The organism is Bacillus thuringiensis, assembly GCF_022095615.2.
GTDB lineage: Bacteria > Bacillota > Bacilli > Bacillales > Bacillaceae_G > Bacillus_A > Bacillus_A cereus_AG.
This window is the reverse complement of the sequence record NZ_CP155560.1, coordinates 124,333-145,232: the sequence shown is the minus strand read 5'-3', so window position 1 is coordinate 145,232 and position 20,900 is coordinate 124,333. Positions and strand designations below refer to the sequence as shown.

Here is a 20,900-nt window from a genome sequence, read left to right as displayed (position 1 = left end):
TCATTTATTTAAAATTGGCTTCCAAAGCGATAGGGCAAAAATCCAATTTGTGTCACCTTTGCCTTGATAATCTTGAACTGCTTCATACACTTTTCCCTCATGTAGTACTCTATCACCTTTAGTATACGCTTTTCTCGCATCCCATTTTTCATATGTGGAATCCTCTGACTTTGTTGTTACATTCAAAATATCACTTCTACTAGATTCATTTCCAGCTAAATCAACCGCCGTCACTACATATTTATACGATGTATTAGCCTTTAATTCTTTATCCATAAAGGATGTATTATCTGTTGTCCCAATTTTACTCATAACTCCAGCGCTTTCCCTATATACAATATAATGGTCTACACCTACATTATCTTCAGACGGACTCCACATCAAGTCAACAGTTGTTGCTGTTGTACTCATACTATGTAATCCTTTCGGTTGAGTCGGAGCTTCTATATCTGGGACTTCATTTGTTGTCTTAACTTTTAGCTCTTCACTTTCTTTTGATACGTTCCCAGCAGAGTCTAATGCCTTTATTGTATAGGTATATTCAGTATTTGCTTTTAGTTTTTTATCAATAAATGTTGTACCTGGTATCGTATCAATTACTTCTCCATTGCGTAACACTTGATATTCTTTTACACCTATATTATCCGTAGAGGCCTTCCATGTTAGTGCAACACTATTGGCAGAAACTTTAGACGCATTTAATCCAGTTGGTTGACTTGGAGCTACTGTATCTGGAGTTTCATTATTTACTAGATTTACATCAATTACATTATAAAACGCATTTGACGTATCTGCTACATCCCATACAGCTAAAATAACATGATAACCATTTCGATCAGTTGGTACATTAATTGTATGTGTTAAATTATTTGATGCGGCAGAACCGTCATGTTTCACAGTTCCAATTGGCTCTAATTCAGCACGCGTTAATGGTTTATTAGGATCCCATCCCTTTTTTGTAATGTAGTAATGCCATTTACTTGTAAGATGTGCAGCTGTATATTTCCATGTAAATGTATTTGCTCCACCCTTAATCGTATTTTTGAACCAGCGATTTGATGTTTGTTGGTCAAGATTTCCTCCAAACAGTCCTCCTGCCGAAGCGATTTTCCCATCAATCGGTCCACCATCTGGAAATCCTTTAGGCGCTTCTAAACTTTGAGGTTCGTACATTATATTTCCACAATTCAAATTTAATGCTCCATAATTCTGACTACATAAAGCAGCACGACTGGTTGGCTTTTCAACAAATCCATGTGCATACGCACTTTGAGGAATCATTGTAATCGCCGTCACCCCTGCAGCTAAAACACAAGCACCAATTCCTTTTTTACTTTTTATTAATCTTTCAAATTTAGAAGTAAATTTCAAATTCATTCTTGTCCCCCCAATATATTATTGTTATCGCTAATATAATAGCAATATAAAGATAAACGAACAAATTACTAGTAAATATACTATTATCATTCATACATTGGTACATTTATTATTATTTTTAATCTCATATAAAAATAAAATAAATACAATAACTCTATTTTGTAACATTATGTATTAATAGAGGAATAAAAAGCTTGCTTTATTTCACAAAAAATTCAAATATTAATTTGAAGAATTATATTTACCCTCATGCAGAAAAAATACAATTTTAAAGTAAAAAAGTCTGGAAGAAACTGATTATATCAGTCTCTTCCAGACTTCATATTTCTGCTATACAGCATATAAACAAGTCATTTCCAAGGCAAAATTCACACATATTTTCTAAACCTTAATAAACACATTAAATAATCTGTTTATATTCAAATGGTGAATGCGCACAAATTCTTTAATCTTAGATATATTCTCCTATAAAATACCTGAAACCAACTTAACTTTATAGCCCTTGTGAATGGCCATCTTCTCCCTTGTGAATCCTTACTTTAAACAAATCATCTAAAGATTGATAATGTAAGATATGAAAAAGAGAATTGACAATCCAATTCCCCCATAACATTATATTAATTTATTATGTCATTTTTACCTAATAAGGTACAGGAACAAACAAAAAACTTCAGTGTGCTCGTTATATAAATATAAACGTTCTTAGGGTGAAACGTTTAAAGGGTACTTTACTGAATTGTTATTAACTGCTCCTGTACCTAGTATTTAAATTAACTTATGTCAATATATTTTACAATACAAGTGTTAAACGTTACATATTTCTATATTTAATGATACATTTCATCAATATAGCCCCCTAAACTTTAGGCTAAATATAGAAATTTAGTCTCGTTAGGATTTAATTGTGGAATTCTAATCAATGCAAATGCATTGATTATACACATAACTGTCACAAATTAATTACTTATCTATTTTTTCAACTATGAAAATTTTATTACTTCTTCAATATTTACTCTTAAACTAAAACACATTTATACCTACAATTAATTTATTATCTTTCAAAAGAGTCGATAGTTTTATTTTTTTTATTTTTTTATTGTACATTTGTACATTTGATGTTAGGATTATGCCTATTAAAATTGAATCCGAATGATTCTTCTTTATACTTTCTATATTTTAAATACCAAATAAAAATATAGATTCTGAAACACGATCAAAATCAGAACAAAAATGTCGTTATTTTACAATGATGTCGTGGAATGCCTTTAGAATGGAAAGGTATATGCAACAACGTGTTAAGGGGTTACAGGGGGAACAAAAATGAGAGACTTTTTTGATGATAAGTATAAAAATATTGAATTAAAAAGGAGGTTAATAAATTTAATAAGTGACATTAGCGAGTTCAAAGGAAAATTAGCTGCTTATCAGGAACAAAACCCTGACATATTTAATAGTTTAGAAAAAACTATACCACTACATTACATAAAAAATTTCACTACTATTTACGAGGATATAAAAGTTCCTAATAAAAGATTAAAAGAGCTTATTTTAGATGATATAGTACCTCAAAATATTTCGGAGGATGCTATTTTTTGTTATTATCAAACACTTTCTTTTGTACATAAAAATTCCTGTACTTTATTAATTAATCCAGCAACTATACAGGAATTACATTTTCAACTGATACATTACCTTACCTCTGACAGTGCCAAATGGCGTGAAAAACCTTTTATTATTCCAGGTATTCCAGAGCATGGAATGCACTTGAATAGTTACCGCATTCTTCCACATGAACTTATTCCGCAGTTTATGGAGCAATTATGTGATCAATACAACTCATTAAATACTAGTAAGGGGCTACATTCGCTTTTAATAATAGCTCGTTTTATATTAAATTTTTATTGCATAGTTCCTTTCAATCAAGGTAATAACAGGTTAGCATTTATGCTAATGCAATTACTGTTAATTAAGAGTGGACATACATTTGTAAAATATGTATGTTTGGATAAATATATTAAGAAAAACGAATCTGATTATTACAATTCGATTTATAAGTCTTCGATGAATTGGCACTGTGAAGAACATAATAGTAGCTTTTGGTTAAAAACGTTTTTAACAATTATATTAGAGGCTTACAAAGATCTTCATAACACAGTTCTAGATTCTATTTGTAAACATACTAAAGTTGAGAGAATTCAGGATTTTATACTTAAACAAAAACACCCCTTTACTAAGGAGAGTATTCGTAACACTTATCCAGACATTGCAGAGAGTACAATCAGTAAGGCTTTAAATTCATTGCAATTATTTGGCCATATTAAGCTAGTTTCAAAAGGAAGAAACGCAAAATGGACTAAAGTTTGACTATACTTTTAAAACTCTTACAGTTTAAAAATTCAATGGTAACGTTATCAATGGTTTTCATGACTTTAGGTTCAAATCCATTGAATTTCATTTTAATTTTAGGCTATTATTACTTTAATTATTTCTAATTCCTACAAAAAATTTATAGGAAAAGGTACGTTTCCCTTCACCTTTTCCTATAAAAATATTATATATAAACACAGATGAATTGTCGAAAAAAGTCGCATTTTGATATTTTTTCTTTATTTTCTGGTTGTAAACGTTTCATTTTCGTGTTACCATCTTAATCAAACAATAGAGGGTAATAAAAATGAAAGTATTTCTTTTCCTTAGGAACATATAAACGTACGGTGACATCAAGTAAATAAGGCCAAAGAAATATTTGATACCTACCAAAATAACCAATAGGAATTTTGCGTTTTAATTTTTCTGTTAATTCAGAAAAACATTTTGTCCCTAAACAAAAATTGTTAGCATGCAAAGTTCAAATACACTAGAACACCCAAATAAATGTAATGTCCTTTTTAATCGATTATTAAGATATGAAAAAAGAATTCTTCCTACAAAATTCAACTAATTAACTTAAAGACATCTAAATTACAGCCTTAATTGCCCTCTATTGTTTACAGCATATTTACCAACTATGAAAAAGAGCCTATCAAGGGTTCTTTTTTTTTTAATCATTCAAATTTCAATTCTATCTTAATACTTAGATTTCCACACAAATTAACTCTACTTTTTTGCTCTTAATTTTTAACTTCCTTTCCCAATTTATTTAAATTTGTGAATAAAATTCCATCATTTAAAAATAATAAATACAACTAATCGTTATATATTAAAGAGGTGTCAATTTTGCCCTTAAATGAAGAGGCTTTAGAAATTAAATCCGATAAAAACATTGAAAAGATCCAAACAAGTAACTTAGAAGAGCTAAAAAATACATTAGTTAATATCTTTGATATTAGTGCAGATTTAATCGAACATCCTTTGCAATTAAAAACAAACACGAATATTTTACTATATTATTTTGAAGGCCTTACAGATGGTGTCGCTTTAAAAGGCAATGTTGTTACACCATTATTACAAAAAGTAAATGAGGACAGCCAAATATTTAATTCTAATATTATTGCTACTCATACCAAAATAGTATATACATGGAATGACATTAAAGAAGGATTACTTGAGGGTCAATGTGTTCTATTTATGGAAGGAGAAAAGCGGTCACTTCTAATAAATACAAAAGGCTGGGCAGAAAGAGCAATTCAAGAACCCATCTCAGAAGTTACTATTAAAGGCTCACATGATGGATTTATTGAGAATGCCACAAAAAATATAGGCTTAATTCGTCGATATCTTCCTTCAACAGAGTTAAAGATCAAAAAGCTGACAATTGGAGAACGAGCAACTTCAGTAGTCTATTTAATTTACTTAGGTGATGTAGCAAACGCAGATGTAGTCCAAGAAATAGAAACAAGAATCTGTAGAATTAATACGGATGCGGTATTGAGCATTGGAGAACTATCTAATTATACAAAAGATCAAAATTGGACTCCTTTTCCACAAGCTTATTTAAGCGAACGCCCAGATGCAATTTCAAATCATATTCTTGATGGGAAAGTAGCAGTATTAATGGATAGATCCCCTGGTGCAATGATTGTTCCAATGAATTTAATTGGATTTTTTCAAACTCCAGATGATTATAATATCCATTGGCTCATTGCATCATTTTTTCGCTTATTACGATTTGCAGGATTTATTATAGCTATTTTTTTACCGGCATTTTATATTGCTATAGTCTCTTTTCACTTTGAAATCATTCCTATAGATTTATACACTTCTATTGCAACTTCAAGAGTCAAAGTCCCTTTCTCTCCCCTATTGGAAGCTTTTATAATGGAAATTACACTCGAAATGCTACGTGAAGCTGGTATTCGCTTACCACAACCCATTGGACAAACCATAGGAATTGTTGGAGGGATTGTAATTGGACAGGCGGCTGTTCAAGCTGGTCTTGTAAGTAACGTTATGGTTATTATCGTATCTATTACAGCCATTGCATCATTTATTGTTTCTAATTATGATTTATCAAGTTCTATACGCCTTATTCGTTTTCCAATGATGTTATTGGCATACTTTTATGGGATTGTAGGGATTGTTAGTGGATTAATGCTCTTATTCGCTCATTTTGTTTCATTAACTTCCTATGGTTCACCATACGGATTGCCAATCGCGCCCTTTCGACTCAAAGAATTAAAAGATTCTTTTGTAAGATTTCCTATTTCTATGATTACCACCCGCTCAAGTACAGGACAGCCGAAACAAAAAAAGAAAAAAGAAGGTGGTTCGCATGGGGAATCTTAAATTCCAAAACATAACTTTATTTGAATTTATTATTTTCATTCATTCACTGCAACTAGCATCAGGTATGTTAATTATGCCAAGCCCACTTGCTACTACGGCTGGCACAGATGGCTGGATTTCTATCATTCTTGGCTGGATAACTACTTCTATAATCGGCGTATTTATTATATTAATGTTACAAAAAAATCCCAACAAAAATTTCTCACAAATCCTAAAAACGTACTTTGGTAAATGGATAGGGACAATTCTTTTTCTTTTATATGCCTTTTATCTATTTTTTGCTGGCTTTAATACTTTATTAAAGGCAACCGATATTGTAAAAGTGTGGATATTCCCTTCCACTCCTGCTTATCAAATCACCATATTATTACTATTGCCTTTTATTATTTTAGCCCTGAGCGGGTTAAGGGCTCTTACTAGTTATTCTATGCTTGTTTTCTTCTTCACTACTTGGATGCCACTGTTTCTTCTTTTTTCACTACAGACTAACTACAACCCTTTACACCTACTACCTATTGTTAAAGATGGATTATACCCTATTGTAAAGGCAACAAAAGAAACCATCACTCCTTATGCTGGCTTAGAAATTGCATATTATATATACCCGTTCTTACAAAAAAAACAAAAAGCCATAAAAGGACTACTAATTGCGAATACCGGAACCATGTTTTTCTATCTATATGTGACCATTCTTTCTTATATATACTTTAGTCCGGAGGGGATAAAAGACGTAATCTGGCCAGTATTTCATCTGTTAAAAGGGGTTCGTTTTTCTTTCATGGAACGATTAGAAATTATATATATCGCTTACTATTTAATTGTATTTTCTACTACGATATATCCGTATTTATTTTTCAGTTTTGAATCTGTAACCATTTCACTTCAAAAAAACGCCCGCAATTGGGTGCTGCTTGCTTTTATATTATTTATAATTGGCCTATTTATTTTCCTAAATCCCGATGTGGATCAATATTTGTTTATATATTCTCTTATGGACATCTTAAATGTCGTTTTCTTTATTCTATTACCAATTTTATTTTTCGCTTACAGTATTCTTTTCACTTGGATTACTAGGAGGAAACAACTTTGATTCGAAAATGGATATGGATTGTAATTTGTTGTATATATATAATTGGTTGCAGTCAGAGAATTCCTCTTGAGAAGGTTTCATTAATCCTGTTAATTGGCTTGGATAGAACCCCTAATGGAGACATAAAAGTTGGAACAAGTATACCACTCTTTCATCATAAACAGCCCAAAAGTACTATAGAACATTGGACACAAGCATCAACTGTATATACTGGATTCAGTAAGATAGATACAAAGTTAACGGGCTTTATGACAGCTTCCAAGGCTGAAATCATTTTAATTGGGAAAAAATTAGCGCAAGAAGCTAATTGGTTGCAGGAGCTTGATTCTTCTTACCGTGATCCTTACGCTACCATTAATGCTAAAGTAGTACTTGTAGATGGACCTGCAGAAGAAGTTTTTAAAATTCAGAAGCCTAGTAAACCATCACTTTCATCTTATATAAATGGTGTAATCGAATCGTCAATTCAAAATAACCAATCCGTCTCTTCTACAATTCAACAATTAATGAGAGAACAAAATGAAGAAGGAATGACGCAAACTGTTCCAATTATCAAAAAAACAAAGAATGAAATCGACACAGTAGGAATTGCATTTTTAAATCGAAAAGGGAAATATTTAACTCAAATTCCTAAAAAAGATGTTAAATTTTTCAATCTTATAAATAAGCAAAAAAGTAGCGGGCGAATGATACTACACCTTGCGCTTCCCCCTAAAAAGTCCAACAAAAAAATAAACACTTCTATCTTCGTACAGAACGCGACAAGAAAGATAGATGTTAATTTTCAAAACGGAAAATTTGTATTTAATCTCGATATATATGCTAATGTAGCTTTAATAGAAAAAACAAATGCAAATTTAATTAAGGGGCACTATGATAATAAAAAAAATATAAATAGTTTAAAAAGGACTATTCAAAAAGAAATTAATAATAATTTACAAAATATAATAAATGAAATACAGCAGAACAAAATTGATCCAATCGGATTATCCCTATATGCTAGAGCCTTTCAATATAAAGAGTGGAAAAAAGTAAAAGGAGATTGGTTGCAAGCGTTAGCAGAGGCTAAAATAAATGTAAAGACACACGTCAAAATAAAAGATACTGGGACCATTAGAAATTAGTCTAGCATTTAATTGCACTTCTCGATGGAATTTTTCCTATTTAATAATTATTTTGTAAAAGATGCTAACTCAAAGAAAAATCTACTGTATAAAGGACAATTATTATAATTGTTTTTCAATGCATGACTTTCCTATTAACTCAGATGAGGATTGGAAAGTAACCTATCCTTCTTTTATAGCTACATTAGGTACTAAAATTAATCGATTCCTTGAAAAATTAACTAGTTGTGAATCAATCTTATTTATTAGAATTTGGGGAAATCGTGATGAAGCGGTTGAATTACAAAATGCGTTATCCAAAATTACAAATAAGGATTTCAATATTCTTATTTGTAATTTTAAGGAGGGCATATCTAATATCGTTGAGCAAAATTGGGGCATATCAAGGGTTTGTTCTATTGAACTCCCACGTTATCAGAATAGATGGGAAGGTGATGATTCTGATTGGGATTATATTTTAAACAAAATAACTTTAACTTATTAATTTTCTATTTACTTTTAACATGATTTTGTCTGTAAATTAAATAGGTATAGGGAAATAAAATTCCCATTTAATTGATACACACTTAATTAATAAACCGTTCATATAATAATTCATAAGTCCTTCTTTATAGGATCAATGGTTCTTTACAAAATTAATTCCATCACTAGAGCACCTTTATACGGTGCTCTTTTTTTAATTTTTAGAAAGTAAAATATAATATTTTTCTCTTTTCGTTTAAATAGTTATTTTCCTTTGGTATTCTTATGTTAATATCTTCGAAATTATTTATTAAATCAGCATATCATGCTTATATAGTATAATCATGACTACTTACTTCCAAACTTTATCTTATTTTCAGTATAATTTTATCTTCTTAGATTTTTCATAATAAGCTTTTTCAAGTCCCCTGATGTCCATCCCCCCTCTTTTATCTTACGAACAAACAATTTCTTTCATTAGTATTAAATAAAACGCAAGTATAAATTTTTAAAATAACCTAATTTACATAAAATAGATGAAATACTACAGTGCGTATTATCCTTATTTAATCAGCATTTGAATTATAAATCTAATATATTTTTTTAGTTGATTGTCATTATGGTACAACCGTGTATACATTTATCAAACAAACTACATAGTTTAAATTAGTAAAATATATAGAGAGGAAGGAAATAGATCTATGAAAGTCATAATTTTGTGTGGTGGAAAAGGGCTTCGGATGCAAGGAATTTTAGAGGACATTCCCAAACCATTAGTTCGAGTTCAAGGAAAGCCTCTCCTCTTGCATATAATGAATTGGTATAGAAAATATGGACATTCTAATTTCATTTTGCCCTTAGGATATAAAGGTGAGAAAATTAAAGAATATTTTATGGATTTTAGCTGGAAAGAGAATGACTTTAGTTTGAATTTTAAAACCGGTCAATATACGCTACTTCAGGAATTAGAGAATTGGAATATACACTTTATAGATACAGGAATTGATACAATGACCGGGGCAAGACTAAAAAAACTTGAACCCTTTGTACAAGGTGAAACCTTTTTATTAACTTATGGCGATGGATTAGCCAATATAGATATTGATCAACTAATAGCATTTCATAATGAGAAAGGAAAAATTGCTACATTAACTGGAATTAAAAAGAACAATCAATATGGCCTATTGGCGGTAGAAAATGGAATTGCTATTGATTTTAAAGAAAAACCATTACTTGATGAAGTAATTAACGGCGGTTTTTTTGTATTTAACAAAGAAATATTCGATTATTTAGGTAACAATGATGATTGTGTTCTAGAAGAAGATCCTCTCCAAAATTTAATAAAAGATAATGAGCTCGCAGTCTATGAACACAATGATTTTTGGGCTAGTGTCGATACTCCTAAAGATATAAAAACTGTAGATGAAAGTTGGAACCCTAATAAAATTTAGTGGAGAGGACTGAATAAACATTGAACTTTAATGATAAAAAAATAAGTTTACCTCGATTGTATATCCCCTCTAATGAGAAAATAGTTAACCCGCTTTCAACAGGAACTAAAAATTCAAATCCCTCCCCTAAAAATACTCAAAAAAAAATGAACCCCCATTTCAATAATCAACAACATGATCTAAATAATCATTTCTGTGTCATTGTAGGTAGTGAATATGTTTTGAAAATCATTGCCTTACAGCAATCATTAATGCAGTACTCAGAAAAATTCACATTATGGATTTGTTGTATAGATCCTTTTGGATATTCATTATTAAAAGAAATGAATCTAATTAACGTAAACCTTTTACAAGTTGAGGAATTAGAAGATAGTGAACTAAAAGCAATTAAGAGAAAAAGAAAAGTAAATGAATATTGTTGGACTTTAAAATCTGTCTTGATAGAATATTTATTGGTAAATTATAATTTACCGTCTATTCTATATTGTGATGGTGATTTATGCTTTTTTTCTGATCCTAATATTATTTTTGAAGAGTGGGGTGAACATTCTATTTTCCTTACCCCACAAAGAGATCGTGATTGGGTAGAAAAAATGTATGGAAAATATCAGGCTGGTCTAATTGGATTTAAGAATGATCTCTATGGACTAAAAAGTGTAAGATGGTGGAAAAATAAATGTATAGATTGGTGCAGTGCTGAACCTGAGGAGGGAAAGTTTGGCGATCAGAAGTATTTAGATTATATCCCAATATATTTCCCAAAAGTAAAAATTTCCAATAACTTGGGTATAAATGCTGCGCCTTGGAACTGTATATATAATAACGATTACAAAATTGACAAGAGTAAAAATGATGTATTTATTGAAAATGATAAACTAGTTGTTTACCATTTTGCATGTATTACTATTTTTACTGAAAATGACTTTGATCTTTGGTCTTTGGGATCAATTTCAATACCAAACAATATATTAAATCATATTTACACTCCTTATTTAGAGAGAATCCAATTTGTTTTAAAGCAATTAAAAGAAAAATTCAATAAAAATACGAAACAATTTTTAAGTAAAAAAGATATAAATGAAGCTCAAACCTTATATAAAGATTCACAATTAAGAAGAAAAATGAATCAATCCAATCATTTTATGAACTTTTCTATGATTATAAGTAAAGAACGATTAATTCAAGGATTGACCTCTTATTATTCCTTAGAAAATCTCAACGCTAAATTTACTGTATGGATTTGTTGTATGGATGATTCGACTTATCAAATATTAGAAAAATTAAAATTAAAGCACGCCATACTCATTCCGTTAAAAGATATTGAAAATCATGAACTCCTTAGTATAAAGGATGAAAGAAATTTACAAGAATATTGTTGGACGTTAAAATCTACTCTTTGTCTACATGTCCTTAGTCTTTATCCCGAAGTTGATCACATCATATATTGTGATGCTGATATGTATTTCTTTACAACACCTAATATCATTCTTGATGAATGGTGGAAATACTCTGTATTCCTTTGTCCTCAAAGAAGTTCGGCTGAAATTGAAAATATACACGGTATATACCAGGCTGGTTTAGTAGGCTTTAAAAACGATCAAAATAGTAAAGAAATTTTAACATGGTGGAAAGATAAATGCCTAGAATATTGCAAAAATCATTATGATGTTGAAATGAATAGATGGGGTGATCAGAAATATTTAAATTACATCCCTAACATTTTTTCTAATATAAAAATCATGACTCACAAAGGTATTGATGCAGCACCTTGGAATATTATTCTAAATAGCAGTTCTATATCAAAAACAGATAACAAAGTTCTTATTGATCAAGATGAATTAATAGCTTTTCATTTTGGAAGTATGCAGATTATTAATCCAAATGAGTTCGACTTATGGAAACATGAAACTTTAGAATTACCCCCAGCAATTTTAGATCATATATACGTTCCTTATATTGAGCAATTGAACAAGACATGCCATATCCTTCAAAATAATTTCCAAATATCCCTATCCCCTTTATTTGTTGAACAAATTGATACAACTACAATAAAAAATTATTTTAAATACTCCTCCCCTCATCACAGCTAAGACTGATATTCTCCTTATGTTAATATAAGTAAATTTATTCCATTAACTAAAAATACATCTTAATAAAGGATAGATTATCACTATGATTACTTCATTTAAAAATAAAACTTTTCTTATTACTGGTGGATATGGTTTTATTGGTTCTCACTTGGTACGAAGACTTTTAAATTTACAAGCAAAAATTGTTCTTTTGATAAGAACATCATCCAATTCTTGGAGACTGAACGATATTCTAAAAAATATTGAAACCTATGAAATAGATATACGAGATAAAAAACAAGTACAAGATGCAATAAAGAAAGTGAATCCAGATTATATCTTTCACCTGGCCGCCTATGGTGTAAATTCTGCCCATACAGACTATATGCATGCTATAGAAACAAATATTATAGGGACATGTAACATAATTCAGGCAGCAAAATTAGTAAATTGTAAAAAAGTTATTCATATGGGCAGTAGTTCTGAATACGGTAATAAAATGGAGCCTATTCATGAAAATATGCTACTATCACCTGTGGATATTTATGGAAGCACCAAGGCTGCTGCTACTATACTTGCCCATCAAATTGCTAGTGAAAACAATATTAATCTTATAACACTAAGACCCTTTGGCATATTCGGAGAGACCGAGGAACCGCATAAAATATTCAGCTATATTATCTTGCAAGTATTACAAAACAAAGATGTAAATTTAACTTTATGCAATCAATTAAGAGATTATTGTTATATTGAAAATATAATAGATGCCTGTATCCTAGCGGTAGAAAATACTACTGTACAAAATGATATCTTTAATATCGGGAGTGGTACCATTCATCCTTTAAAGTATTATGTAGAATTATTATTCAAACATTTGAACACCAATTCCAGACCGAACTACGGTGCAATTTCCTCTAGAATAAATGAAAGATGGATTCCTGAAGCAGATGTTCACAAAATTAAAGAATCTCTTTCTTGGGAACCTAGAATTAATATTGAAGAAGGAATTATTAAAACTATTAATTGGTATAAAAATAATACACATTTATACCGAATCCCCTGAAAACATTGTACTAAAGGAGGTGGATTAATTGTTAAACAAAAACTTTAATAATGCTTTTCATGGAAAGAAAATTTTAATTACAGGACATACTGGTTTTAAAGGTTCTTGGTTATCCCTATGGTTAAAGGAATTGGGCGCTACTGTAATTGGATATTCATTAGATCCTAAAAATAAACATGATAACTTTAATGTTACTAACCTTCAAAATGATATAATTGATATTCGTGGAGATATAAGAGATTTTAGTAAACTAAATAAAGTTTTTACAGATTATAATCCTGAAATTGTATTTCATCTAGCTGCACAACCTCTAGTTAAATATTCATATGAATATCCTAGAGAGACATACGAGGTAAACGTTGTAGGAACTATGAATGTACTAGAAGCAATTCGATTACATGAATCTGCTAAAATAGGAATTATGGTGACAAGTGACAAGTGCTATGAAAATAAAGAATGGCCATGGGGGTATCGTGAAATTGATCCTATGGGTGGCCATGACATATATAGTTCAAGCAAAGGATGCTGTGAGCTTTTAATTTCTTCTTATCGAAATTCTTATTTTCCGGAAGAAAAGTTTTCTCACCACAAGAAAATAATTGCAAGCGTTCGAGCTGGTAATGTAATTGGTGGTGGTGATTGGTCAATAGATAGGATTATTCCCGATTGTATACGAGCATTAGAATCGAACAAAAAGATTATTATTAGAAACCCTATTGCTATTAGACCCTGGCAACATGTACTAGAACCCTTAAGCGGGTATTTACTCCTCGCAGAAAAAATTATAAATAATGGTATTATTTTTTCAGGAGCATGGAACTTCGGACCATCCTTAGACAATATTGTTCCAGTAGAAAAATTAGTGACGAGTTTACTAGATATTTGGGGTTCCGGAGATTGGACAGCAAAAAATATAGATCCAATGAATTTTCATGAAGCAAATTTACTAAACCTTGATATTAGTAAAGCAAAATTCTACCTTAATTGGCAACCGAAGTGGTCCCTACAGCAGACTTTAGAAAATACAATAGAATGGTATAAACATTATAAATCTAACACCCGTGAAGAGATGATAGATCTATGTGTTAGCCAAATCAAACAATATTGCATGCTTTAAACTATCTCCACTTACTCATATACACAGAGTATTCCTTAAGGAGGGGCTCTTCTTGGCTAAAATAATAAAGGGCACATTAACTTTTGTAGTCTAAATTATCAGCCTACTATTCCTAGAATCATGTGATTGTCCATTAACAATTTTTTTCTTCGGTTATTTCAAATCAATCATAGACATTATACTGAAGAATAAAGGAATCACATGTTGTTTTAGTGATTCCTTTGTTTAGAGAGAATAATGTCTTACTTTAACGACAATACATTATATGAACTTATTCGTTTATTTGTTCTAATTATAAAAAAATCTATTCCTGTCAAAAAAGCTTAGTTTTAAAAAAACTTCCTATCTTCTTCTACTTATCCTATCCGAAAAGCAAACATGTTGAAAACTTCAATAATTATACTAATCTTTAACAATTTTATAACTATCTCCTTCTTCTAGTTACTCCACTAAAGCTCTTGCTTATATATGGAGTCTCTCGTTTACTTTCACCAATTGTGATAAATTCATGAACTGCTTATTCTATACCTAAATAGCTTTTAAAATCATCTTTTCAGAACAATTAAAGGAAATTTTCTCTTTTATGCACCTTGTCCCCTACCTGTCTTTAATTCGCCTTTAATCAACTATAAAAACAAATCCTTAAAATAGCACATTTTATTTATCTATTAACAAAATTTTAAAATATCTAAACTCTAAATGTTAATACTCGTTATATAATGAAATCAAGCCATAAGTAAGATAGTTTCCCTGTTACGAATAATGAGGTAGGCTGTTTCACTTTTTTAGATTACCTCAAAAAAACTTGTAGGAATTCCTACAAGTTTTTTTACTTACTTTATTTATTCTCTTCTTATTTACATATGCAAAGTTTATACATTTTGTAGGGATTCATACTATAGTACCAAATAAAATAATTTGAATTCTAAATACATTCGACATAAATTGATTATTTTTTATGAATTTTATTGAAAAACATTGTAAAATACTCTCATTTCCCCTACTATTTTGCTATGATAGTTACAATTAAATTGGATTAGGATATTTCTATAGGATGGGGGAGTATATAATGAGTGTTTCATTAAAGAGAAATGAAGAATTAACCTCTCTATTGAACGACTGGTATCGATCTATGCTATCTCAACAAGTTATAAAAGCTACTAATCTGAAAAAGAAAATTGATGAAAAAATTAATAAGTTAAGCATTGAGTCGAATCAAGAACATCAGGATCAAAATTTGTTACTTTATTACTCACTACTTGAATTTCGTTACACAGTCTTAACAGATAGCCTCGGTATTCAACAAAATAGTTTTGATGCTATTAGTGATTATGATATGCCTACAGACCATTTTCTACGCTTCTATTATCACTTTTTTAAATCCATTCATTCCACTTTTATATCAAGTTTTACTGAGGCAGAGGAACATTATAAACTGGCAGAAAAGATATTAGTAGACATTCCAGATGAAATTGAACACGCTGAATTCTACTATAGAATTGCTACTTTTTATCACCATACCTACAACATGCTGGCTTCTATCGAATACGCAAATAAATCGAGAGAAATCTTTTCGAAGTATGAAGGTTATGAAGTAAAAACAGCCTTTTGTAATAGTTTGCTAGGTGGCTGCTGTATCTATTTAAAGCAATACGAACAAGCAGAAGAATATCTGCATTATGCAATTGAATTACTACAACAGAATAAGGAAGAAGATTTCTTGTTATTCGTAAAAAGCACATTAGGGTGGCTGTATTCTGATCGAAGTATGTCTATGTTAGCTATTCGTCACCTTTCAGAAGTAACAGAGAAACTCCCTACACACTTCAAGGCTATCTTCCTACAAGCTAAGGAGCATTATAAATTAGGAGAACAATCAGCAGCTAGCAAACTCATTGATAAGGGATTACAGATTTGCAGAGGAATTCATAACGAAGAATACACATACCACTTCTCTATTTTAAAAAGATTAAACGAAAATATACCATTGGAAGAATTAGAAAAAATCATCCAAGAAGGAATCTTATACTTTGAGGAAGAAGAATTATGGGAATATGTTGTCGAATACGCTGAATTATTTGCCACAAAATGTAGACAATTAGAGAACCATCAAAAGGTAAGTGATTATTTCCATATTTGTTACCAAGCAAGACGAAAATCAATTGAAAAAGGAGTGTTAAAATAATGAAAAAAATCAGCCTATTATTATCAGGTATTGCTTGTATTGGGGTTCTAACAATAGGGATTTCTCAATTTTCTAAAGCGGATCAGTTTGCTACTCATGGACATTACCCTGCTCCCACATATAGTGTTGGCGATCATGGTGGTGCACCACAACAAACTTAATGTAAGTGTATGTAAAGACCCTCCATTTGGAGGGTCTTTACATATCAAAATATGAATAGTTCTTTTTGGCTACACCAAACCAAAATTCATCTCTCCCCTATCCACCTGCACTCTCTTAAGACAGGAGCACTCTCCGAAAAATCCGTTAAATGATAGAAATTGACTAACTATTATATCTACAAACTCTTCATATGCAATATTACATGCAAAGTGCCTTAAATATTTTGTTATACTATGTATGTGGATTTTTCATCCAAAAATCCTCTTAAACGCATATTTTTGTATATGCCACCCTAATTGATGAAAGTGAGAAGAATGTTTATCATTTTTCTCACTTTTTTTATTTAAATTGTAGGCTTGTACTTAATTCTTTAGTTATCTTAAATAATAAAAACTCAAAAAGAGAATTCACTTTTCAAAATCAACCTATCGAATCAATTATTGTCTAATAATACCACATCATCTTTATCAACTCATTTCGGAATATTTGAACAATAATTTTATATACAAACTCTGCATAAATTATTCATTTTCATTTATATAAGTCCTACATTTTTACTTCTGATAAATTATCAAACATTGAATTATTATACACAAACCAAAAAACAAGAGGTATTTTGTAGAATTTTGTCTATCAATATGTATGTACACCCTTATGTTGTGGATATAGACTGTGAGGTGTAAGGAGGTACCTTACAAAATAATGAAAAGGAGATTATAAAATGATTAGATTAACAAAATTCTCAAAGTTAGCATTTGCAACATTAATTGTGGGAAGTAGTTTAAGCGTCTTTGTGTCGTCACACAGTGTACAAGCTGAAACCTTAGATCATAATTACCAAGACACTGTAAGATTCATACCACCTTCTAGTGCTAGGCAAACATTGGAACAAAAAAACACTATTGTTCCAGAATCAAAAGTTATTAAAAACCATTATGTAAAATACTCTAAAACACATTTCCAATCTAAAGAAAGTATACCAAAAGAAATTTATTATTCTTCAGAAGGTTTTAAGGGCTATATACAGGCAAGTACCGTTTTGGATATGGGAAATCATTTCGTAACGCTATATTCTGGAACCGTTATTCGATGTTAGATTTTTAATCCTACCTCTTTAAATGCTTATAATGATCAATAGCTCACTGCCAATAATGGAATATCTATTGTTCAAAAAATAAACCACAAAATCTTTTGATTTCATGGTTTATCAAATATAAAGATAATGCTAAATATATACTCTAACATTACCTTCCCCAAAGTTAATTATAGAGTATTTTCTCAAAAAAGACACTCCTGTAGTGTCTTTTTTATATTATTTTGATTTACTCCCATCTTACTTTTGTTAAACTCATATATGTAATAATGCATATTTTTTTGATTGTATATTATGATATACTCTCATTGTGAGCTGATACATAATTTCTTTAGATTGGAAAACTAAAACCTCGTTTACCCAATTTGGGGGCGCCTTATGGCGTCTTTTTTTATACTATTGAAGTAAAAAACAGGACCGTAATATTATTGTTAAAAAAAATTGTATACTTTAACAAGAATTCCGCCTACTAACCCTTATTTTTTGCGGCTATTTATTTGTTTCAACATAATAATTTTTCATCTCGTATATGCAATAGACAATGATAGCTAAATTCCAACTGACACCATAGTAATCATGTGTGTAGAAATCATAACCTGCCTTAATACCTTTTTCCATTACAACTAACGTAAATCCTAACGCCACCCACTTGTTAATTTTCATCTTAATATACGTTATCGCTATAATTATTAAAAATAAAATATTTGTAAGGTAGTTTATCATTAGCTCGTATTTTTGAATGTATACTGCCATTATACACGCAACGATATTAGTCGCAATGCCCAAGGCAATCACGGATCCCCAAATCCTGTCCGAAATTCCCACTCCTGATTCAGTCCCTTCCTTAATCACATTCTTTTTCTTAATTCGTTCCACCCCCCTATTCAAGGTATGCTGTATTATCCTTGTCTGATGAATATCTATTTATCTTTTCATATAGAGCAAACAAAATTTCCACTCATAATTTTTTCTTTATCAGGCAAACTAGGTTTAAGCCGTTTGAACTAGCGGCTTCACTCTTCTGGTAATGGGGTAGCAATTTATAGGAATTGTCTAACTCATTCAATCCCTTGGCACCAGCAGGCGACAAAATTGTTGTCTGCCATTTTCATGTATACTTTTTCTGATTCCATTCCAAACTATATGTTTGCTGTACAAATTTTAAAAAGAGCGGGATTTGATTTTTGAATAAGTAAAAAAGATAAAGCTCAGACCACTTTTGGTATAGGACTTTTTCTTTTTACATATACTATTTTTGAGCCTTTTTACCAATACGTGTCCTATTGGTGTCTTGAATTCCTCCTAAATGGGGCGGCAGATACGACTGCATGCCCTTTTTATTTATATTGTTTTTCTATATCCAATACAACAATTAAAAACTAAAGATGCACTATTACATATTTTTTTCAGTCCAGATTATGTTAAAATTTCTTATGTTGTTTATTTCATAGTCGAATTATGGTTTCGTATCTAATTCAACAATATGTGAGCTGTATACAAAAAGAAAAGACACCCAAAAGGTGTCTTTTCTTCTTGTAATCTAAAAAACATTTTTCTTTTTCAGGAAGATTAATTATCTCACTAACCTAAGCCTCTAATTCAATGCCCTTTTGATCACGGTGCTCAAAAGGTTTCATCTATATTAACATATAAATAGTTCACTTCCTAATCATATTTCCACCACTATATTTGATTTCTCAAAGATTTTCTGTCTTGTTCTTAATTTTGTCAAAATCTTCATATAGCTACACAAAATATATATGCTATTATGTTTTTAAGAAACTATGCGTTCCCTTAACCCTGTATCCGACCCTGTATTTTTTTACAGGGTCTTTATTTATTTTAATTTACTTTCATTAGCTTATAAGAGTTAATACACACCCCATTTCAATTATAATCGTTTAAATGTTAGTTAGAATTTGAAATGATAAACCTATTAGCTTTTTAACACTTGTAATCTAATACTAGATTTCTAAATGTATACTACACTAAACATCAGTTAACACTATACACATAGTGTTAACCATATTAATTGAATATTAGTAATAGTAAGTATAAATATTATCAATTTACTATATCTTACATTTATGTAAAAATAGATGTATGTTAAGCTTTTTCAAAATCTTTCCCCTAATAAAGATTTGAAGTAGCATTTCATGATTCTCCTTACGGTTAATATGCCTTGAAAAAGAACCCTATAGGGTTCTTTTTCTTCTTATTACATCCACAGCAGATACTTAATTAACATACAAAAAGGACTGACAGTTACTTGCAGTCCTTTTTGTACCTAAATATACACTTATATTAAGTACTTAACTCTTTATTGTATTTGGCATGCATATGAACTACACATGTCATTATCATCTAGATACATAACACTTCCAAATTTAGAAGTACACAATAACAAATCTTTCCCAGCTTCCAGCTACATAACTATTAGCAGTTAATTCTCTACCGCCATTTGCTGATATAAATCTACCATTACTTAGCGCTTGTAATACATATATCCTATTGTCTCCACCATTATATAAGATAAATTTTTCCCATGCCCCAATTGATGTACGATCTGCTACTACTCTACCATTTGGCTCAAACGAAACGTACTTTCCATTACTTTTCGCTTTTAAAGCAAACGTATATAATTCCCCAGTCGGAATTAATTCAAATTTCTCCCATTCATTAATTGCACTACGATTTGCTACTACATTTCCCGATGGTTCAGCAGACACATATTGTAAATTTGCAGCTTGTATAGCAACAGTCCAGCTTCCATTAAATAGATTCACACCTTTTAGTGAACTTGCATTTGATTGGTCGGCTGCCAATGCATCATTCGATGGGGTTATCATCATTAACATTAGAACCATTGGTAACACCATTAAAACTAACTTTTTAAAGATCTTATTACCATTTGCATGAGCTATGAACCTCTTCATTCTCATTCCTCCCTTAATATATAGCACTCATATACATCATACCAAA

14 protein-coding genes and 1 pseudogene are annotated in these 20,900 nt (G+C 30.5%); 12 read left to right on the top strand and 3 right to left on the bottom strand.

Annotated features, from left to right (window positions below; genetic code table 11):
* A complete protein-coding gene (locus KZZ19_RS27560; protein WP_097863682.1) occupies nt 1–1,377 on the bottom strand; it encodes a lytic polysaccharide monooxygenase in 1,377 nt (458 codons plus the stop codon).
* Nucleotides 1,378–2,697: 1,320 nt separating this feature from the next.
* Here KZZ19_RS27560 and KZZ19_RS27555 point away from each other — a divergent pair.
* From KZZ19_RS27555 to KZZ19_RS27500, 12 genes and pseudogenes are all read left to right on the top strand, one after another.
* Nucleotides 2,698–3,741, top strand: coding sequence for a Fic family protein (locus tag KZZ19_RS27555; protein ID WP_237982544.1), 1,044 nt, complete (start codon nt 2,698–2,700; stop codon nt 3,739–3,741).
* A gap of 852 nt (nt 3,742–4,593) precedes the next feature.
* Nucleotides 4,594–6,102 carry a spore germination protein gene (locus tag KZZ19_RS27550; RefSeq protein WP_237982545.1) on the top strand — a complete coding sequence of 503 codons (1,509 nt, stop codon included), beginning with the start codon at nt 4,594–4,596 and terminating at the stop codon, nt 6,100–6,102.
* Complete coding sequence (locus KZZ19_RS27545; RefSeq protein ID WP_237982546.1) at nt 6,089–7,192, top strand: GerAB/ArcD/ProY family transporter; 1,104 nt, start codon at nt 6,089–6,091, stop codon at nt 7,190–7,192. Before KZZ19_RS27550 ends, KZZ19_RS27545 begins: the two co-directional genes overlap by 14 nt.
* Nucleotides 7,189–8,316 (top strand): Ger(x)C family spore germination protein, encoded by a 1,128-nt coding sequence (locus tag KZZ19_RS27540; RefSeq protein WP_237982547.1) that lies wholly within the window; start codon nt 7,189–7,191, stop codon nt 8,314–8,316. Before KZZ19_RS27545 ends, KZZ19_RS27540 begins: the two co-directional genes overlap by 4 nt.
* Nucleotides 8,317–8,386: 70 nt before the next feature.
* Nucleotides 8,387–8,800: pseudogene (locus KZZ19_RS27535) on the top strand (DUF1796 family putative cysteine peptidase); the annotation flags it as partial.
* A gap of 679 nt (nt 8,801–9,479) precedes the next feature.
* Nucleotides 9,480–10,229 (top strand): sugar phosphate nucleotidyltransferase, encoded by a 750-nt coding sequence (locus tag KZZ19_RS27530; protein WP_237982548.1) that lies wholly within the window; start codon nt 9,480–9,482, stop codon nt 10,227–10,229.
* 20 nt (nt 10,230–10,249) lie between these two features.
* Entirely contained in the window at nt 10,250–12,319 is a 2,070-nt protein-coding gene (locus KZZ19_RS27525; RefSeq protein ID WP_237982549.1) for a glycosyl transferase, read from the top strand.
* A gap of 82 nt (nt 12,320–12,401) precedes the next feature.
* Nucleotides 12,402–13,361, top strand: coding sequence for an NAD-dependent epimerase/dehydratase family protein (locus tag KZZ19_RS27520; RefSeq protein WP_097863660.1), 960 nt, complete (start codon nt 12,402–12,404; stop codon nt 13,359–13,361).
* A 28-nt stretch (nt 13,362–13,389) separates the two neighbouring features.
* On the top strand, nt 13,390–14,478 hold the full coding sequence (rfbG, locus tag KZZ19_RS27515; RefSeq protein WP_237982550.1) for a CDP-glucose 4,6-dehydratase: 1,089 nt from the start codon (nt 13,390–13,392) through the stop codon (nt 14,476–14,478).
* 1,069 nt (nt 14,479–15,547) lie between these two features.
* Nucleotides 15,548–16,663 (top strand): tetratricopeptide repeat protein, encoded by a 1,116-nt coding sequence (locus KZZ19_RS27510; RefSeq protein ID WP_237982551.1) that lies wholly within the window; start codon nt 15,548–15,550, stop codon nt 16,661–16,663.
* Nucleotides 16,663–16,824: a hypothetical protein gene (locus KZZ19_RS27505; RefSeq protein WP_000724100.1), complete on the top strand. Its 162-nt coding sequence runs from the start codon at nt 16,663–16,665 to the stop codon at nt 16,822–16,824. Before KZZ19_RS27510 ends, KZZ19_RS27505 begins: the two co-directional genes overlap by 1 nt.
* A gap of 722 nt (nt 16,825–17,546) precedes the next feature.
* A complete protein-coding gene (locus tag KZZ19_RS27500) occupies nt 17,547–17,921 on the top strand; it encodes a hypothetical protein (RefSeq protein ID WP_226545915.1) in 375 nt (124 codons plus the stop codon).
* A 486-nt stretch (nt 17,922–18,407) separates the two neighbouring features.
* Here KZZ19_RS27500 and KZZ19_RS27495 read toward each other — a convergent pair whose 3' ends face one another.
* Both KZZ19_RS27495 and KZZ19_RS27490 read right to left on the bottom strand, forming a co-directional pair.
* A complete protein-coding gene (locus tag KZZ19_RS27495; protein WP_237982552.1) occupies nt 18,408–18,743 on the bottom strand; it encodes a hypothetical protein in 336 nt (111 codons plus the stop codon).
* Between the two features lie 1,562 nt (nt 18,744–20,305).
* Nucleotides 20,306–20,854 (bottom strand): fascin domain-containing protein, encoded by a 549-nt coding sequence (locus tag KZZ19_RS27490; protein WP_016090045.1) that lies wholly within the window; start codon nt 20,852–20,854, stop codon nt 20,306–20,308.
* Nucleotides 20,855–20,900: the final 46 nt, after the last annotated feature.

Bases quoted from the DNA above. Each gene is read 5' to 3' on its own strand.
- KZZ19_RS27560 (WP_097863682.1), bottom strand. From the start codon at position 1,377: ATGAATTTGAAATTTACTTCTAAATTTGAAAGATTAATAAAAAGTAAA.
- KZZ19_RS27555 (WP_237982544.1), top strand. From the start codon at position 2,698: ATGAGAGACTTTTTTGATGATAAGTATAAAAATATTGAATTAAAAAGG.
- KZZ19_RS27545 (WP_237982546.1), top strand. From the start codon at position 6,089: ATGGGGAATCTTAAATTCCAAAACATAACTTTATTTGAATTTATTATT.
- KZZ19_RS27530 (WP_237982548.1), top strand. From the start codon at position 9,480: ATGAAAGTCATAATTTTGTGTGGTGGAAAAGGGCTTCGGATGCAAGGA.
- KZZ19_RS27520 (WP_097863660.1), top strand. From the start codon at position 12,402: ATGATTACTTCATTTAAAAATAAAACTTTTCTTATTACTGGTGGATAT.
- KZZ19_RS27510 (WP_237982551.1), top strand. From the start codon at position 15,548: ATGAGTGTTTCATTAAAGAGAAATGAAGAATTAACCTCTCTATTGAAC.
- KZZ19_RS27505 (WP_000724100.1), top strand. From the start codon at position 16,663: ATGAAAAAAATCAGCCTATTATTATCAGGTATTGCTTGTATTGGGGTT.
- KZZ19_RS27500 (WP_226545915.1), top strand. From the start codon at position 17,547: ATGATTAGATTAACAAAATTCTCAAAGTTAGCATTTGCAACATTAATT.
- KZZ19_RS27490 (WP_016090045.1), bottom strand. From the start codon at position 20,854: ATGAAGAGGTTCATAGCTCATGCAAATGGTAATAAGATCTTTAAAAAG.